The 14965-nt window shown below is 63.5% G+C and carries 15 protein-coding genes; 7 read left to right on the forward strand and 8 right to left on the reverse strand.

Annotated features, from left to right (window positions below):
• Window positions 1–300: 300 nt before the first annotated feature.
• Together HU230_RS30570 and HU230_RS30575 are read right to left on the reverse strand one after the other, a co-directional pair.
• The gene (locus tag HU230_RS30570) at window positions 301–1170 is read right to left on the reverse strand and encodes a patatin-like phospholipase family protein (protein WP_176528631.1); all 870 of its coding nucleotides are present in this window, start codon (window positions 1168–1170) and stop codon (window positions 301–303) included.
• Window positions 1171–1399: 229 nt separating this feature from the next.
• Complete coding sequence (locus HU230_RS30575) at window positions 1400–2173, reverse strand: ferredoxin--NADP reductase (RefSeq protein ID WP_176528630.1); 774 nt, start codon at window positions 2171–2173, stop codon at window positions 1400–1402.
• A gap of 297 nt (window positions 2174–2470) precedes the next feature.
• On the opposite strand from HU230_RS30575, the gene HU230_RS30580 reads away from it, so the two are divergent.
• The gene (locus HU230_RS30580) at window positions 2471–3406 is read left to right on the forward strand and encodes an ATP-grasp domain-containing protein (protein ID WP_176528629.1); all 936 of its coding nucleotides are present in this window, start codon (window positions 2471–2473) and stop codon (window positions 3404–3406) included.
• Between the two features lie 33 nt (window positions 3407–3439).
• On the opposite strand, the gene HU230_RS30585 is transcribed toward HU230_RS30580, so the two are convergent.
• A complete protein-coding gene (locus HU230_RS30585) occupies window positions 3440–3640 on the reverse strand; it encodes a hypothetical protein (RefSeq protein WP_176528628.1) in 201 nt (66 codons plus the stop codon).
• Between the two features lie 26 nt (window positions 3641–3666).
• Window positions 3667–4023 (reverse strand): response regulator, encoded by a 357-nt coding sequence (locus HU230_RS30590; RefSeq protein WP_176528627.1) that lies wholly within the window; start codon window positions 4021–4023, stop codon window positions 3667–3669.
• A gap of 200 nt (window positions 4024–4223) precedes the next feature.
• On the opposite strand from HU230_RS30590, the gene HU230_RS30595 reads away from it, so the two are divergent.
• The 3 genes from HU230_RS30595 (at window position 4224) to HU230_RS30605 (ending at window position 5052) form a co-directional block, all read left to right on the forward strand.
• Window positions 4224–4490, forward strand: a complete 267-nt coding sequence (locus tag HU230_RS30595; protein WP_176528626.1) for a hypothetical protein — start codon at window positions 4224–4226, stop codon at window positions 4488–4490.
• A gap of 116 nt (window positions 4491–4606) precedes the next feature.
• Entirely contained in the window at window positions 4607–4753 is a 147-nt protein-coding gene (locus HU230_RS30600; RefSeq protein ID WP_176528625.1) for a hypothetical protein, read from the forward strand.
• A 71-nt stretch (window positions 4754–4824) separates the two neighbouring features.
• A complete protein-coding gene (locus tag HU230_RS30605) occupies window positions 4825–5052 on the forward strand; it encodes a hypothetical protein (protein WP_176528624.1) in 228 nt (75 codons plus the stop codon).
• Window positions 5053–5184: 132 nt separating this feature from the next.
• Here the strand turns inward: HU230_RS30605 and HU230_RS30610 are convergent, their stop codons facing one another.
• A complete protein-coding gene (locus HU230_RS30610) occupies window positions 5185–6141 on the reverse strand; it encodes an amino acid ABC transporter substrate-binding protein (protein ID WP_176528623.1) in 957 nt (318 codons plus the stop codon).
• A 12-nt stretch (window positions 6142–6153) separates the two neighbouring features.
• Entirely contained in the window at window positions 6154–7443 is a 1290-nt protein-coding gene (locus HU230_RS30615) for a dicarboxylate/amino acid:cation symporter (RefSeq protein ID WP_176528622.1), read from the reverse strand.
• Between the two features lie 317 nt (window positions 7444–7760).
• On the opposite strand from HU230_RS30615, the gene HU230_RS30620 reads away from it, so the two are divergent.
• Entirely contained in the window at window positions 7761–8762 is a 1002-nt protein-coding gene (locus HU230_RS30620; protein WP_176528621.1) for an NADP-dependent oxidoreductase, read from the forward strand.
• Between the two features lie 258 nt (window positions 8763–9020).
• On the opposite strand, the gene HU230_RS30625 is transcribed toward HU230_RS30620, so the two are convergent.
• Together HU230_RS30625 and HU230_RS30630 are read right to left on the reverse strand one after the other, a co-directional pair.
• Entirely contained in the window at window positions 9021–12191 is a 3171-nt protein-coding gene (locus HU230_RS30625) for an efflux RND transporter permease subunit (protein ID WP_176528620.1), read from the reverse strand.
• A 10-nt stretch (window positions 12192–12201) separates the two neighbouring features.
• On the reverse strand, window positions 12202–13359 hold the full coding sequence (locus HU230_RS30630; protein ID WP_176528619.1) for an efflux RND transporter periplasmic adaptor subunit: 1158 nt from the start codon (window positions 13357–13359) through the stop codon (window positions 12202–12204).
• A gap of 249 nt (window positions 13360–13608) precedes the next feature.
• Between HU230_RS30630 and HU230_RS30635 the strand changes: the two genes are divergently transcribed.
• A complete protein-coding gene (locus HU230_RS30635; RefSeq protein WP_176528618.1) occupies window positions 13609–14382 on the forward strand; it encodes a cysteine rich repeat-containing protein in 774 nt (257 codons plus the stop codon).
• A gap of 39 nt (window positions 14383–14421) precedes the next feature.
• A complete protein-coding gene (locus HU230_RS30640) occupies window positions 14422–14643 on the forward strand; it encodes a cysteine rich repeat-containing protein (RefSeq protein ID WP_176528617.1) in 222 nt (73 codons plus the stop codon).
• Window positions 14644–14965 lie beyond the last annotated feature (322 nt).

Here is a 14965-nt window from a genome sequence, read left to right on the forward strand (position 1 = left end):
CGGGGTAATTGCTCAGCTTGCTCAGTGTCATCACACGCGCATGCGGGTAATCCAGCATTCCAGAGACGCCTCCGCTTGAATCGAGGAGCCGCGGCGTACTGGATCACCCGGTCGAGTGCCGGGCGATGACAGCGGTGGACGAGGATATTCTTGTTTCGTGCCTAAACTGTAGATCCTCTTGGTGAGACGCGCCGCTTGCGGCGCGTCTCGAATCACGAGGCCAACCACCTGCGCGGCCGGCGAAGACGCATATGCGATTGCCTGCGCTTGCGGGGGAGTGAGGAGAGTGCACTGTTCGCATCAATGGTCGTGCGGCCGCATTTCGTGGGGGATATGCCCCGCCTTCAGGCCGTCGCTGGCGAGCCACGCGTTGGTGGTGTCGAGGGCGCGGGCGATATGATCGGATGTCCGGGAGAAATCGTAGGGCGAACCGACCAGCGGGCAGAGCGGCGGCACCACGAAATACTCGACGTCGGGACCGATGTTCTCGAGCTCGTTGACGAGCTGCCGCGCGATCAGGAGCGTCAGCGCATGCAGCGCATTGGCGAGCGCGCCGACCGGTGGCGCCTGGTTGGCGCAGGCATATCCGGTCGGCAGCACGATCAGGCGCTTTGCCCCATGCTTCACGGCGACGCGGACCGGTGTGTTGCTGGAGATCGCGCCATCGGCGAGGAAATGATCGCGGTAGTGCACCGGCGTGAATGCGCCGGGGATCGCGGTCGATGCGACGATCGCCTCCACGGTCGAGCCTTCCGACAGCACCACGCTGTCGCCGCTGATGATGTCCGTCGTGACGATGTGGATCGGGAGCCGCGCGTCCTCGAGATTACGGAACGGGATGTAATCCTCGATCAGCCTGCGGACCCCGTCATGCGGGATCAGGAAGTCGCGCCGCCACAGGAAGCCCACCAATGTCCGCCAGGTGACCGGAAACACGTCCTGCCGGTTCAGGCCGCGCCAGATCTCGGCCAGCCGTGCCACGCCCGACACGGTCGGGTCGCCGGCATAGAACGCGCCGTTCAATGCGCCGACGCTGGAGCCGACCACCATGTCGGCGGCCACGCCATGCGCGGCCAGCGCCTGCAGCATGCCGACCTGGATCGCGCCAAAGCTGCCGCCGCCGGCGAACACAAAGGCGGTCTTCGGGGCATCCGGATCGGTGATGGACAAGGTGCTGCTCCCTGGGTCGCCGCGTTCAGGAAACGGCTGCGCGGCGTTGGCGGGATTTATAGCAGTCGGGGATTAGACGGCGCCACATACACAGATGTCGTCCTGGCGAAAGCCAGGACCAATAACCACAAATGAAAAAGGCTGGAGCCCGATGGGGGCCCCAGCCTTTGTCCAATCAGCAACGGTGGTTATGGGTCCCGGCTCGCGCTTCGCTTGGCCGGGACGACAACTAGCGCTCGACGAACGCCTTCTCGATCACGAAGTGACCGGGGGTGTTGCCGCTGCCTTCCTTGAAGCCGCGGGTCTCGAACAGCTGCTTCAGCTCTTCCAGCATCGCTGGGCTGCCGCACATCATGATGCGGTCGGTCTCGATGTCGAGCGGCCCCTGATGCAGGTCGGCAAACAGCTGGTTCGAGGTGATCAGGTCGGTGATGCGGCCGCGGTTGCGGAACGGCTCGCGCGTCACGGTCGGATAGTAGAAGAGCTTCTCGGACAGCAGCGGCCCGAACAGTTCGTCGTCGCGCAGCTTGGCGACCAGCTCCTCGCCATAGGCGAGCTCGGAGACCTGGCGGCAGCCATGCACCAGCAGGATCTGATCGTAGCGGTCGTAGACCTCGGGGTCCTTGATCAGGCTCGCGAACGGCGCAAGGCCGGTGCCGGTCGACAGCAGCATCAGCCGCTTGCCGGGGATCAAATTGTCAGTGATCAGCGTGCCGGTTGCCTTGCGGCCGACCAGGATGGTGTCGCCCTCGCGGATCTTCTGCAGCTTGGAGGTGAGCGGGCCGTCCTGCACCTTGATCGAGAAGAACTCGAGCTCTTCCTCGTGATTGGCGCTCGCCATCGAATAGGCGCGCAGCAGCGGCCGGCCATCGACCTCGAGGCCGATCATGGCAAACTGGCCATTCTGGAAGCGGAAACCGGAATCGCGGGTCGCTCGGAAGCTGAAAAGCGTGTCGGTCCAGTGCTGAACAGAAAGAACTTTCTCTCGATAGAACGCGCTCATGGGTTTTCGTTTTCTCGACTGATCAGATTTAGAATGATTTGATTTCTAGAGTGCTCGCGGCGGCGCTGAAGTGGCCGAAATCATTGAAGATCTCGCGTGTCCATTGCGCCAATGCATGAGATAGTCAAGATCAACTGGCGTGCAATTGCGATCTCAGAATGGCAGTCGTCCGATTTCGCGCGGAGGTTCAGCCACGACATCGTTAACACGTCATGCTGCAGGTAATTTACTTGCTGAGATCGGCGCTGATCTGGCAATTAATTGCTACGAAAACCGCGATGAAGGGAAAATGATCTCGTGGTCCTGATCAGCCAGCGAATCTTCCTGGAAACCATCAAAAAATATTGTTTGGCGCGCTCCATTGCCGTCGAGGTGCGGTCCGGCGGCTGGCTGGTCATCATGACCAAGGGCGACACGCGTCGGCTTGCGATCGGCTACGACATCGGGCTGAACAGCGCGGTCGCGCATCAGGTCGCCAACGACAAATCGGCCTGCGCCGAAGTGCTGGCATCGGCCGGCATATCCGCCATTCCGCACAGGTTGTTTCTCGGCAGCAAGCTCAGCAAGCACATCCCCGGATCGGACTCGCTGGATGCAATGTTGCTTCTGCTCGCGCAGCATCCGCACGGCCTCGTCGTCAAACCCAATGAGGGGACATCCGGCGAGCTCGTCTTCCGCGTGACGACGCCAACGCAGCTGGAGACGGCGGTCGCCCGCATCCTCGCCGCGCATCCAAGCCTTGCGATCTCGCCTTATGTCGAGATCAAGGACGAGGTGCGGGTCGTGCTGCTCGATGATCGCGCGCTGATCGTCTACCGCAAGACACGGCCCTCGGTGGTTGGCGACGGCGCTCACTCGCTGCGCGCGCTGGCGCAGGCGACCGCGACGGCAGAACAGCTGAAGGCCCTCTCCGAGGACTTCGATGCCGCCGCGCTCGACGCCGTTCCGCCGGCCGGCGAACGGCTTCTGCTCAATTGGCGGCACAATCTCGATGCCGGCGCCGAGCCGGTGCTGCTCACCGATGTTGCGACACGCGACGATTGCGTCGCGCTCGCGATCGAGGCCGCGCAAGCCGTCGGCATCCGCTTCGCCTCCATCGACGTCGTGCACGTTGATGGCGCGTGGCAGGTGCTTGAAGTGAATTCCGGCGTGAAGATGGAGACGCTGGGCCGCCGCCATCCGGCGCTGGTCGAGGCGGCGTATCACGCGGCGCTAGACGCCGTGTTCGCCTAAGCAGCGTGCCACGCGCTTCCCTTGAGCGCCCGATCAGTCTCGCGGGTGCTCTTTCTCATAGCCGGCGACGATCAGTTCCGATTGCTCGACCTGTGCCGTGAGACGGTCGATCTCGGCTTGCGTCTCCGGAAACACGTCAGCGCCTGCCATATTTCCGGATTGCAACTCCGCGAGCAGTTCACGATTCTTCGTGATCTGCTCGCGGTGCCAATCGATTTCGGGATCGTCTTGCATAAATCTATGTCTCTATCGGACAGGGCTTACGACGCCAGTTCGCGCAGCAACGCGGCTGGGTAAACCGGTTTGGCAAAAAATTTGACGCCGTCAGGCAGATCACTGGGCGGCGCCAGGCCTGAGATCACGAGCACGCGCACGCGTGGGTCGCAATCGAGGGCCAATTGTGCGAGTTCGATGCCGTTCATTCTGCCCGTGAGCTTGATATCGGTGACCAGCAGCGACGGGTGACGCATCTTGATGGCCAGCGCTGCCGTCTCGGCATCTTCGCACTGGATGACGTCGAAGTGGCCCTCTTTCAACAACAGCGCAATCATGTCGCGCTGGATCGTGTCGTCTTCGACCACAATTGCGGTCTGGTGAATTGACCTCGCGTAGCCCATGGCAACCTCCAAACGGTCAACCCCAGTGTCAATGACTGAGGACGCTTATTGTTCTGGTTCCAGGCTCGATAACCGGCAGGTTCCGGCGAACGTTTGCAAGTTCCGAGCGGAACAACATTCGAGGCTGCCGCGTCATTGATGAGAGACGAGCCAGAAGGTTCGGGCCTGGGGAAAGGAAGTCTTGCCAGGAGGCAAAGCTCATGAAGAACGCTGAACGGCCGGATCAGGATTTTTCTGAACCCTACAAAGCCGACGCGGCGGCTGGCCCGCCCAGCTATCTATCCTCTCGACGACGGGTCGAAGACCCGGTCCCGGATGCCAATGACATGCGGCATCAGGCGATGGAGCGAGAGACGACCGGTTCGCCTGGCAATCCCCTTGGCGCTCGCCTGCCGCACGACATCGTTTCCGAGATGGAAGCGGAGCTCAAGCAGCAGGTCGATCGGCTTGTCGCGGAGCGACACTAGCTGGTGAAGTGACCAGTTCGCAGACTTCAACAGCGGAATCTCGCCTGCCGATGATGCTCCAGAGATCGCGGCGCGGAAACTCGAACCAAGATCCCCGCCGGATCAATGGAGTTTTGATGGGAGCGATCCTTGGACGCGCGATCTTCCAGGTCATGGTTGTTCTGGCTGCGGTCAGTATCGTTGCCCTCGCTTCCATGGCGGTCCACGGCGGCTACGCCCCTGCGGCAGTACAGCTTGCCGCAAAATTCTCGCCGCCATTTTGATCCATTCAGCGGCTTGCTCCTTCCGCCCAAGGGAGTACGCTGATGTGCATTAATCGATCCGGATACAGATTATGCGCAAACTTCTTTTGAGCTTCCTCGCAATCACGGCGTTCGTCGCCGCCTTCAATCCTCCTGCCGCCAACGCCGTGTTCTGGCGCGGCGTCACGGCGCCGACGAATATCGACATCCACGGCTATCCGATCATCAAGGAGCCGCCACCGAGCACATGCCAGTTGATCCATGTGAACGGCTACTGGGTTCGACAGTGCCTGGATTTGTCGCATCGCTATTGGCGATGAGCGAAGTCGCGCTTCGTCGGGACAGTTCGGGACCACCTGGAAAGCCGCGCGCGTTGCGCAAGACCCCTCACCCGGATTGCGTCTGCAACGCAATCCGGCCTCTCCCGCAAGGAGAGAGGCCGGACTTCGAGGCTAGTTCGCTCCGCCCGCCGAATCGTCGAGCGCCTTGAAGGCGTCTTCGAGCTGCGGTGAGAGCGCGACGTTAAGCTTCTCGCCGGTCGGCAGGCGGGCGACGAACCACTTGTTGTAGAGCGGGATGATGTCGCGGTTCGAGGCGAGCTTGCGGAAGGCGCGCTCGACCACGTCCTTCATCTGCGGCTCGCCCTTGCGGTACATGATGCCGTAGGGATCGTAGGACAGATAGTCACCGGTGACGCGGAACTTGTCCTGCGACTTGTGCCGCGCAATCAGGCCGTAAAGCAGGATGTCGTCGGTCGCGAACGCATCCGCCTTGCCGTCCACCAGCATCTGGTAGGACTGCTCATGGTCGCCGGCGGTCACGATGTTGAGGCCGAGCTGTTGCTTGGCGTCGACATTAAGCATCGCCTGCTCGTTGGTGGTGCCCTTGGTCACCACCACCGTCTTGCCCTTCAAGTCGGCGACCTGGGTGACGCCGGAGGCCTTCGGCACCATCAGCTTGGTGCCGGCCACGAACATCAGCGGCGAGAACGCGACCTGCTTGCCGCGCTCGGCATTCGCCGTGGTCGATCCGCATTCCAGATCGATCTTCTTGTCGACGACCGCCGGAATGCGGTCGTCGGAGGTGACCTTGACGTAGTCGATCTTGAGGTTGGCGTCGTCGACCTCGGCCGCGATCTCATCGACGATCGCATCGCACAGTTCGAGGCTGTAGCCGATCGGCCGGTTGGAGTGATCGAGGAACGAGAACGGCGGCGAGCTTTCGCGATAGCCGATCCGCACCGCGTGCGTGGCCTTGATGTTGGCGAGCGTGGGGCTGAGCCCCTCGCCCGCCGGCTGTGCGGACACCGGTCCGATCAGCAGGCTTGCCGCCAGCAGACATGCTGACAGCAGGCATGTCGACAGTAGAGGCGCCTCAGCCCGTATCGGCCTCCAGCGGGCGCGATGCATGCATCCCTCCCGTCAATGACCGGCCATCACGGCGCCGGGCACCGCATCCTGCGGCACCGCGTCGTCGGGCCCGAGTTCGTGCTCGGCCTTCAGCTCGCCCTCCCACTTCGCGACCACGGCGGTGGCCAGCGAGTTGCCGATCACGTTGGTGGCGCTGCGGCCCATGTCGAGGAAGGTGTCGATGCCCATGATCATCAACAGTCCCGCCTCGGGGATGCCGAACTGGCCGAGCGTCGAGGCGATCACGACGAGGGAGGCGCGCGGCACGCCGGCGACCCCCTTCGAGGTGATCATCAGTGTCGCCAGCATCGCGAACTGCGTGCCGAGCGACATCTCGATGTGGTAGGTCTGCGCGATGAAGATGCTCGCGAAGGTGCAGTACATCATCGTGCCGTCGAGATTGAAGGAGTAGCCGAGCGGCAGCACGAAGGCCGAGATCCGCGAGGAGGCGCCGAACCTGTTCAACCCCTCCAGCGTCTTCGGGTAGGCCGCCTCCGAGGAGGCGGTCGAGAACGCGATCATCAGCGGCTCGCGGATCAGCCGCAGCAGATGGCTGTAACGCGGCCCGATCACGATGAAGCCGACGATGACCAGGATGCCCCACAGGATCAGCAGCGACAGGTAGAAGCCGCCCATGAAGACAATCAGCTTCCAGAGCACGCCGAGGCCGTTCTTCGAGACGGTCGCCATGATCGCGGCCCACACCGCGATCGGTGCGAACAGCATCACGTAGCCGGTGACCTTGAGCATGATGTGGGCGAGGTCGTCGATCAGGCTCATGATCGGCTTGGCCCGCTCAGGCATGGCGCCGAGTGCCACCGCGAAGAACACCGCGAACACCACGATCTGCAGGATCTCGTTCTGCGCCATCGCATCCGCGATCGAGGTCGGGATCAGATGGGTCAGGAATTTCTCGATCGAGAAGGCCGAGACCGGCAGGCCGGTGGACTGGGCCTTGTCGGGCAGCGTGCCGGGGAAATTGGCGCCGGGCTGCAACAGGTTGACCATCACGAGGCCGAGCAGCAGCGAGACAAAGGAGGCGGAGACGAACCAGCCCATGGTCTTGGCGAAGATGCGCCCGAGCTTGGCGCCGCTTCCCATATGGGCGATGCCGCCGACGAGGGTCGCGAACACCAGTGGCGCGATGATCATCTTGATCAAGCGCAGGAACAGCATTGCGATCAGGTTGACGTCGGCCGCGATCTCGGCGCGGCTGTCAGGAAAGTAGTTGAAGACGATCGTCCCCATTGCGATGCCAAGGACCATCGCAATCAGGATGTATTGCGTAAACCTGTTCGACATTCTCTTACCCCCGTAAGTTCCCGACGAAGGGCAAGTGTGGCAGATTTACGCAGCTACGCAACACGCTTCGCGCCGAGCGGGACCTTGCCGATATGTTCCCGTTGTGGAATGCCAGCGCGCGGACGAGAGCCTTTTCCGCTCCGATGAATCGGAACGGGCTCTAGATTCATGTTTTGACGCATTTTCTTTACGCGAACCGGTTTCCACTTCGCTCGAAAATGCTCTAGCGTTCGTGCAGCGCACAATCTGTGCAACACGCTGCGCGCGTCGCAGTCAAACTGCATGCGAAACGACCAACGCGAGGGGAGACACCGCCAATGAACGACACCGTCAATCGCCAGATCCTGCTTGTTGAAAAGCCGACCGGCAAGCTTGGCCCCGAGCATTTTCGCCTGACCAAGGGCACGGTCCCCGCGCCGAAGGATGGCGAGGCGCTGCTGCGGACGCGCTACATCTCGCTCGACGCCGCCAACCGCGCCTGGATGCACGGCGCCACCTATCGCGCTGCGGTGGAAGCCAACACCGTGATGGCCGGCGGCAGCATCGCCGAAGTGGTGTCGTCGAATGACCCCGGCCTGAAGCCGGGCGATATCGTGTTCGGCGACACCGGCTGGCAGGACTATGCCGCCGTGCCCGCCAAGCACCTCGCCAAGATGCCGAAGCTCGAGCCGATGACGCATCTGCTCAGCGTCTATGGCATTGCCGGCCTGACCGCCTATTTCGGCCTGCTCCATGTCGGCAAGCCGAAGGAAGGCGAGACCGTGGTGGTGTCGGCGGCCGCCGGCTCGGTCGGCTCGATCGTCGGCCAGATCGCCAAGATCAAGGGCTGCCGCGTGGTCGGCATTGCCGGCGGCAAGGACAAGTGCCACTGGCTCACCTCAGAGCTCGGCTTCGACGCCGCGGTCGATTACAAGGACGGCGCCACCTACAAGGCGCTGCGCGCAGCGGCGCCCAAGGGCATCGACGTCTATTTCGACAATGTCGGCGGCGACATCCTGGAGGCCTGCCTGGCCCAGATGAACAATCGCGGCCGGATCGCCTGTTGCGGCGCGATCTCGCAATATGACGGCGTGCCCTCCGCGCACGGCCCGCGCGGCGTGCCCGGCCTGATCGTGGTGAAGCGGCTGATCATGCAGGGCTTCATCGTGATGGACTACATGGACCAGCGCGACGCCGCGCTCGCCGACCTGCAATCCTGGGTCTCCTCGGGCAAGCTCAAGGTCCAGGAAGACGTCATCGACGGCATCGAGAACACGCCGCAGGCGCTGATCGGCCTGCTCGCCGGCGAAAACCGCGGCAAGCGCATGGTGAGGGTGTAGCCGGGAGCACGATGCGTAGGGCGGGTTAAGCGAAGCGTAACCCACCATCTTCCGTGCCGCGAACGGTGGGTTACGCCTTCGGCTAACCCACCCCTTGCTATCAATCCCGTCATCCTGAGGTGCGCGCCCTTGCGCGCCTCGAAGGGTGCACGGCCCGGACGCCGCCGCGCAGAGAGAGACGGGCCGTTCGCCCTTCGAGGCTCGCTCCGCTCGCACCTCAGGGTGACGGGGAAAGACTTGAGCGTGGAGCGCGCGGCTCTAATGCACCGTGCCCGGCGCCTGCGGTGCGGCTTGCGGCGTGGCCGCCTTGCCTTTCTTCGCCTTGCGCCAGTTCTCGAAATTCTGAACCACGACGAAGAACGCCGGCACGAACAGCACCGCGAGGCAGGTCGAGGCGATCATCCCGGAGAACACAGTGATGCCGATCGATTTGCGGGCGTTGGCGCCGGCGCCGGTCGCGAGCACCAGCGGCAGCACGCCGAGGATGAAGGCGAACGACGTCATCAGGATCGGCCGGAACCGGGCGCGGGCCGCGTCGATCGCCGACTCCAGCACCGGCTTGCCGTCGCGGATGTGATGCTCGAGCGCGACCTCCACGATCAGGATCGCGTTCTTGGCCGACAGCGCGATCAGCAGGATAGTGCCGATCTGGGTGTAGAGATTGTTCTCGATCCGAAGCGACGTCAGCACCAGCATGGGCCCGAGCAGCGACAGCGGCACCGCCAGGATCACCGAGATCGGCGCGTACCAGCTCTCATATTGTCCGGCGAGCACGAGATAGACCAGCAGCAGCGCCAGCGCGAACACGAGGTAGATCTGGCTGCCGACCTCCTTCTCCTGGTACGACATCGCCGTCCACTCATAGCCGGTCCCGGGCGGCAGCGTCTTCGCGGCGATCTCCTCCATCAGCGTCATCGACTGGCCGGAGCTGTAGCCCTGTGACGGCAGGCCGATGATGGTCGCGGACGGATAGAGGTTATAGAGACTGATCAGCGACGGCCCGACCGACGGCGTGATCTTCGCCACGGTGCCGAGCGGGATCATGTCGCCATTGCTGTTGCGCACCATCATGTTCTCGATGTCGCGCAGCGTCAGGCGGTATTGCGCATCGGCCTGGGTGTAGACCTGGAAGGTGCGGCCGAACTTGGTGAACTGGTTGACGTAGCTCGCGCCGAGATAGGACGACAGCGTCGAGAAGATCTGGTCGGTGGTGACGTGCAGCGTCTCGGTCTTGACGCGGTCGACCTGGACATCGAACTGCGGCACCATCGAGCGGAACGACGACTGCACCCGCTGCAGCGCGCTTTGCGTCTGCGCATTGCTGACGACCGCGCCGATGACCGCCTGCAGCTTGCCGTAATCGGCGTTGCCGTCACGGAGCTGCACCTGCATGGCAAAGCCGGCGGCATTGCCGATGCCCTGGATCGGCGGCGGCGGGATCACCAGGATCCGCGCCTCCGGAATCACCGCAAGCTTGTCGTTGAGGCCGTAGACCAGCGAGCGCAGATCCTCGCCGGGCCCGCGCGAGCCCCAATCCTTCAGGATCACATAGGCGACGCCGGCATTGGCGAGGCTCGACGAGTTGTCGAGCGCGGAGATGCCGGCGATGGCGACCACCTGCTCGACACCCGGCGTCTTGCGGGCGATCTCGGTGACCTGATCAAGCACCCGCTGGGTGCGATCGATCGCGGCGCCGTCGGGCAACTGCACCGCGGCCAGCAGGTAACCCTGGTCCTCGATCGGAATGAAGCCGGTCGGCACCCGTGACAACCCGTAGCCGGCAATTCCGATCAGGATCAGCGCGACGAGGACCGAGGTCTTGGCGTGACCGGCGATGCTGCCGATCGTCCGGGTGTAGCCCCGCTCCACTCGGTCATACACCGCGTTGAAGCCGCGATAGAAGAAATTGCGCTGCTCCGGCGGCACCGGCGGGCGCAGCCATAGCGCGCATTGCGTCGGCTTCAAGGTCGCGGCATTGACGGCGCTGAGCAGCGCGGTCGCTGCGATCACCAGGGCGAATTGGGCGTACATCCGGCCGGTCAGCCCCGGCAGGAAGGCCGCCGGCAGGAACACCGAGATCAGCACCAGCGTGATGCCGACGATCGGCGCGAACAATTCGTCCATCGCCTTGATCGCGGCATCGTGCCCGGACATGCCGCGCTCGATATTGTGCGCGGCCCCTTCGACCACCACGATGGCGTCATCGACCACGATGCCGATCGCCAGCACGATCGCAAACAGCGTCGAGAGATTGATGGTGAAGCCGAGCGCGGCCATCGCCGCGAACGCGCCGATGATGGTGACCGGCACCGTGGTCGCAGGCACCAGCATCGCCCGCCAGTCCTGCAGGAACACCAGGATCACGACCAGCACCAGCAGGCCGGCCTCGATCAGCGTCCGGTAGACCTCGTCGATCGAGGCTTGGACGAATTTGGTGGTGTCGAACGGCGTGTCGTATTTGATGTCCTGCGGGAACTGTTTGGCGAGCTGCGCCACCTTCTTCTGCACTTCCTTCTCGACCTGCAGCGCGTTAGCACCCGGCGACAGGAACACGCCGATGCCGGTGGCCGGCTTCTGGTTGAGCGAGAACACCTGGCTGTAGGTCTGCGCGCCGAGCTCGACCGAGCCGAGATCGCGGACGCGGATGACGTCGCCGACATTGCCCGTCTTGACGATGATGTTCTCGAACTGGCTCGCATCGTCGAGCCGGCCGTTGACGTTCAGCGTGTACTGGAACGCCTGCCCCTGCGGCGCGGGCGGCGCGCCGACCTGACCCGCGGTGACCTGCTGGCTCTGCTGCTGGATCGCCTGGATGACGTCCTGCGGCATCAGCCCGCGCGCCTGCAGCTTGTTCGGATCGAGCCACACCCGCATCGAATACTGCCCGGCGCCGAACACGGTGACGTTGCCGACGCCCGGCAGACGCGACAGCTCGTCGCGAATGTTGATGGTGGCATAGTTCGACAGGAACAGGCTGTCGTAGGTCTTGTTCGGCGAGGTCAGCGTCACGAACAGCAGGATCGAGGTCGACCGTTTCTGCACCGTGACGCCCTGGTTCTGCACCGCGGTCGGCAGTTGCGACAGTGCCGAGGAGACGCGGTTCTGCACCAGCACCTGCGCGAAGTTGAGGTCGGTGCCGATCTTGAAGGTCACCGTCAGCGTGTAGGTGCCGTCGGCGCCGCTGTAGGACTGCATGTAGAGCATGTCCTCGACACCGTTGACCTGCTGCTCGATCGGCAGCGCCACCGTGTCGATCACGGTTTTAGCCGACGCGCCGGGATAGCGCGTCGTCACCTGGACCGTCGACGGCACCACATCGGGATATTGCGCGACCGCGAGATTGAACAGCGCGACGCCGCCGATCAGGATCATCAGGATCGCGATGACGTTGGAAAGGACCGGTCGCTCGATGAAGAATTTCGAGATCATGGCGCGCCTCTCACTTGGCCGGTGCCGGCGTCGCGTCGCCCTTCTGCATCTGCGGATCGACCTTCTGCCCGGGGATCGCGCGCAACAATCCGGCGGTCACGACGCGGTCGTCCGCCTTCAGTCCGCTCTCGATGACGCGCAGCCCTTCGTCGAGCGGACCGGTCGCCACCTTGCGCTGCTCGACCACATTGTCGGCATTGACGACCAGCACGTAGCGGCCGCCCTGGTCGCTGCCGATCGCAACGTCAGGCACCAGCAGCGCATTGTCCTGCTTGTCGAACGGCACCCGAACGCGGACATAGAAGCCCGGTAGCAGCACGCGATCCGGATTCGGCACCAGGCCGCGAACGGCAAGCGTGCCGGTCGACTGATTGACGGTCGGCGAGACGTAGTCGAGCTTGCCCTTGTGCGGATAGCCGGTCTCGGTCTGCAACCCGACCTCGATCGGCAACTGCCTGATCTCGGCGGTCGTCATGCCGCGGCGGCGCGCTTCGTCGCGGACACGCTGCACGTCCTGCTCGTTGACATTGAAATTCACGTAGATCGGGTCGAGCTGCACGATGGTGGCAAGCTGTGTCGGCGACGCGACGCCGACCAGTTCGCCGACCGAGACCAGATGGTTGCTGACGATGCCGTCGAACGGTGCGGCCACATTGGTGTAGCCGTAATTGACCGCTGCGATCTTGGTGTTGACCTGGGCCTGCTGCAGATTGGCCTGGGCGTTGTCCCGGGTCGAGGTCGAGGTATCGAGTGTCGCTTGCGAGACCGCCTGGCGCTGTACCAGGTCCGCTTGCCGCTTGAAGTCGGCATCGGCCTGCTTGAGCGTCGCCTGCGCGCCCACTTCCGCGGCCTGCGCCTGCTCCAGCTTCAGCTTGTAGGTCTCGGGCTCGATCGTGAACAGGGTGGTCCCCTCCTTCACCGGCGAGCCGTCCTGATAGTTGATCGACTGCAGAAAGCCCTGCACGCGCGCGACCAGATCGACGGTCTTGATCGGCGCGGTGTTTCCGGTGGCGTCCAGGTAGCGCGTGATGGCGCGCTGCACCGGCGGCGCGACTTCGACCTTGGGCGGCGGCGGCGCAACAAAACTGTTTTGCTCGCAGGCACTTAAACTGACAAAGGCGGTTACGGCGAAGGCGATGCGCACAAGCGGCGCATTTCGCAGCCGCACAAAATCGCTCTGACTGAAATGTGCCGACGCGCGCGCATGCCTCATTTCCGAGCCTCAGTCCGAATGACCTAATTCAAAGATGTCGAAGCGAGCAAAAAATTCAGCCGGCTTCTTCCATAGCAACAATCCGCTTGCAGCGGAACTCGAAAGCGAAAATGATGTCGCTCGCGAAGGTTGTTAGAGCAAAATTATTTCAGACTCAGTTCAGTTGAGCCGGAGGCTTCCGGCGCGACGAGAGGATTTATTCAAATGATCAACGCGTTGACACGTGCAACGAGGCTCTTCGCATGGCTTGCGCTTGCGGCACTGATGAGCACCGCACCAGCCTTGTCGCAGGCGCCGACCCAGGCGCAGCGCGACGCCATCAAGTCGCAATGCCGCAACGATTACATCGCACACTGCTCCAGCGTGCCGCCCGGCGGCGAAGCGTCACTGCAATGCCTGCAGAAAAACATGGCAAGCCTCGGACCTGACTGCGCCAGCGCCGTGAAGGCCGTGGAAGCACCGGCCGCTGCTCCCGCAGCAGCCAAGACCGACGCGGCTCCGGCGGCGACGGCGGCCAAGCCCGCGGAGACGGCGGCACCGAAGGCCGCGGCTGCAAAGCCAAGCAGCGCACAGATCTCCGCGATCCGCAGCGCCTGCCGCTCCGATTATCCCAAGGTCTGTGCGGGCGTGCCGACCGGCGGTGCGCCGGCGCTGCAGTGCCTCGAGAAGAACAAGGAGAAGCTTTCGCCGGCCTGCGAGAAGGCCGTGGCGGCCGCCGGCGGCGGTGACGCCGCGGGTGCCACGACAATTGCAGCACCGGCCGCGGCTCCAGCGGCCGCGCCGGCGGTGATCGCGTTGCGGCCGCTGCGGCCGCGCGAAGAGATTTTCGTGCTGCGTTCGGCCTGCGGCGCCGACGTCCGCTCGATCTGCGGCGGCGTGCAGCCGGGCGGCGGGCGGATCGTGCAGTGCCTGGCGACCAATGCCGGCTCGCTGTCGCCGGCGTGCCGCGATGTGCTGGCGCCGTTCGCGGCGCGGTGATCCTGTTGTCACGCGACTGATCGGAGAAGGGAGCAATCGATGCTGCGTCTTGTCCTGACCGCCGTTCTGCTTTGCGGCTCAACCGCCGTCTACGCCCAGGAGCTGTCATCAGCGCAACGCGACGCCTGCATGGGCGACTATCAGAAGTTCTGCAAAAGCGTGACGCCCGGCGGCGGGCGCATCATTGCCTGTCTTGCCAAGGAGAGCGACAAGCTGACGCCCGCCTGCAAGAAGGTGCTGGCAGAAGCGGAAAAGAAATAGTCGCGCAGGCGGTGAGACGATAGGTGCCCGGCGATTTGCCGGGCACGGAGCCGCAGCACCTTGTTGTCACAAACAGGCCAACCAACCTCACTCCGGGAGAGATCGCGAACGAAGTGGAATCGAATACGGAACAATTCTGCCCGTTTCCTTCGGAACAACCGAATTTTTTGCCATATGCGATTGCCCTGCCCGCAAGCGGGAGAGGTGCAGCCAGACTGCCGCCATCCCGCCTCATCCTAACGCCGTCCTGCTACTGGCCCAGCCGCGCATTTTCCCTCTGGCGTTCCCGCCAGAGGGCGATTAGTCTGGACCCAATTGTAAG

Origin of the sequence: Bradyrhizobium quebecense (assembly GCF_013373795.3) — a bacterium.
Taxonomy (GTDB): Bacteria; Pseudomonadota; Alphaproteobacteria; order Rhizobiales; family Xanthobacteraceae; genus Bradyrhizobium; species Bradyrhizobium quebecense.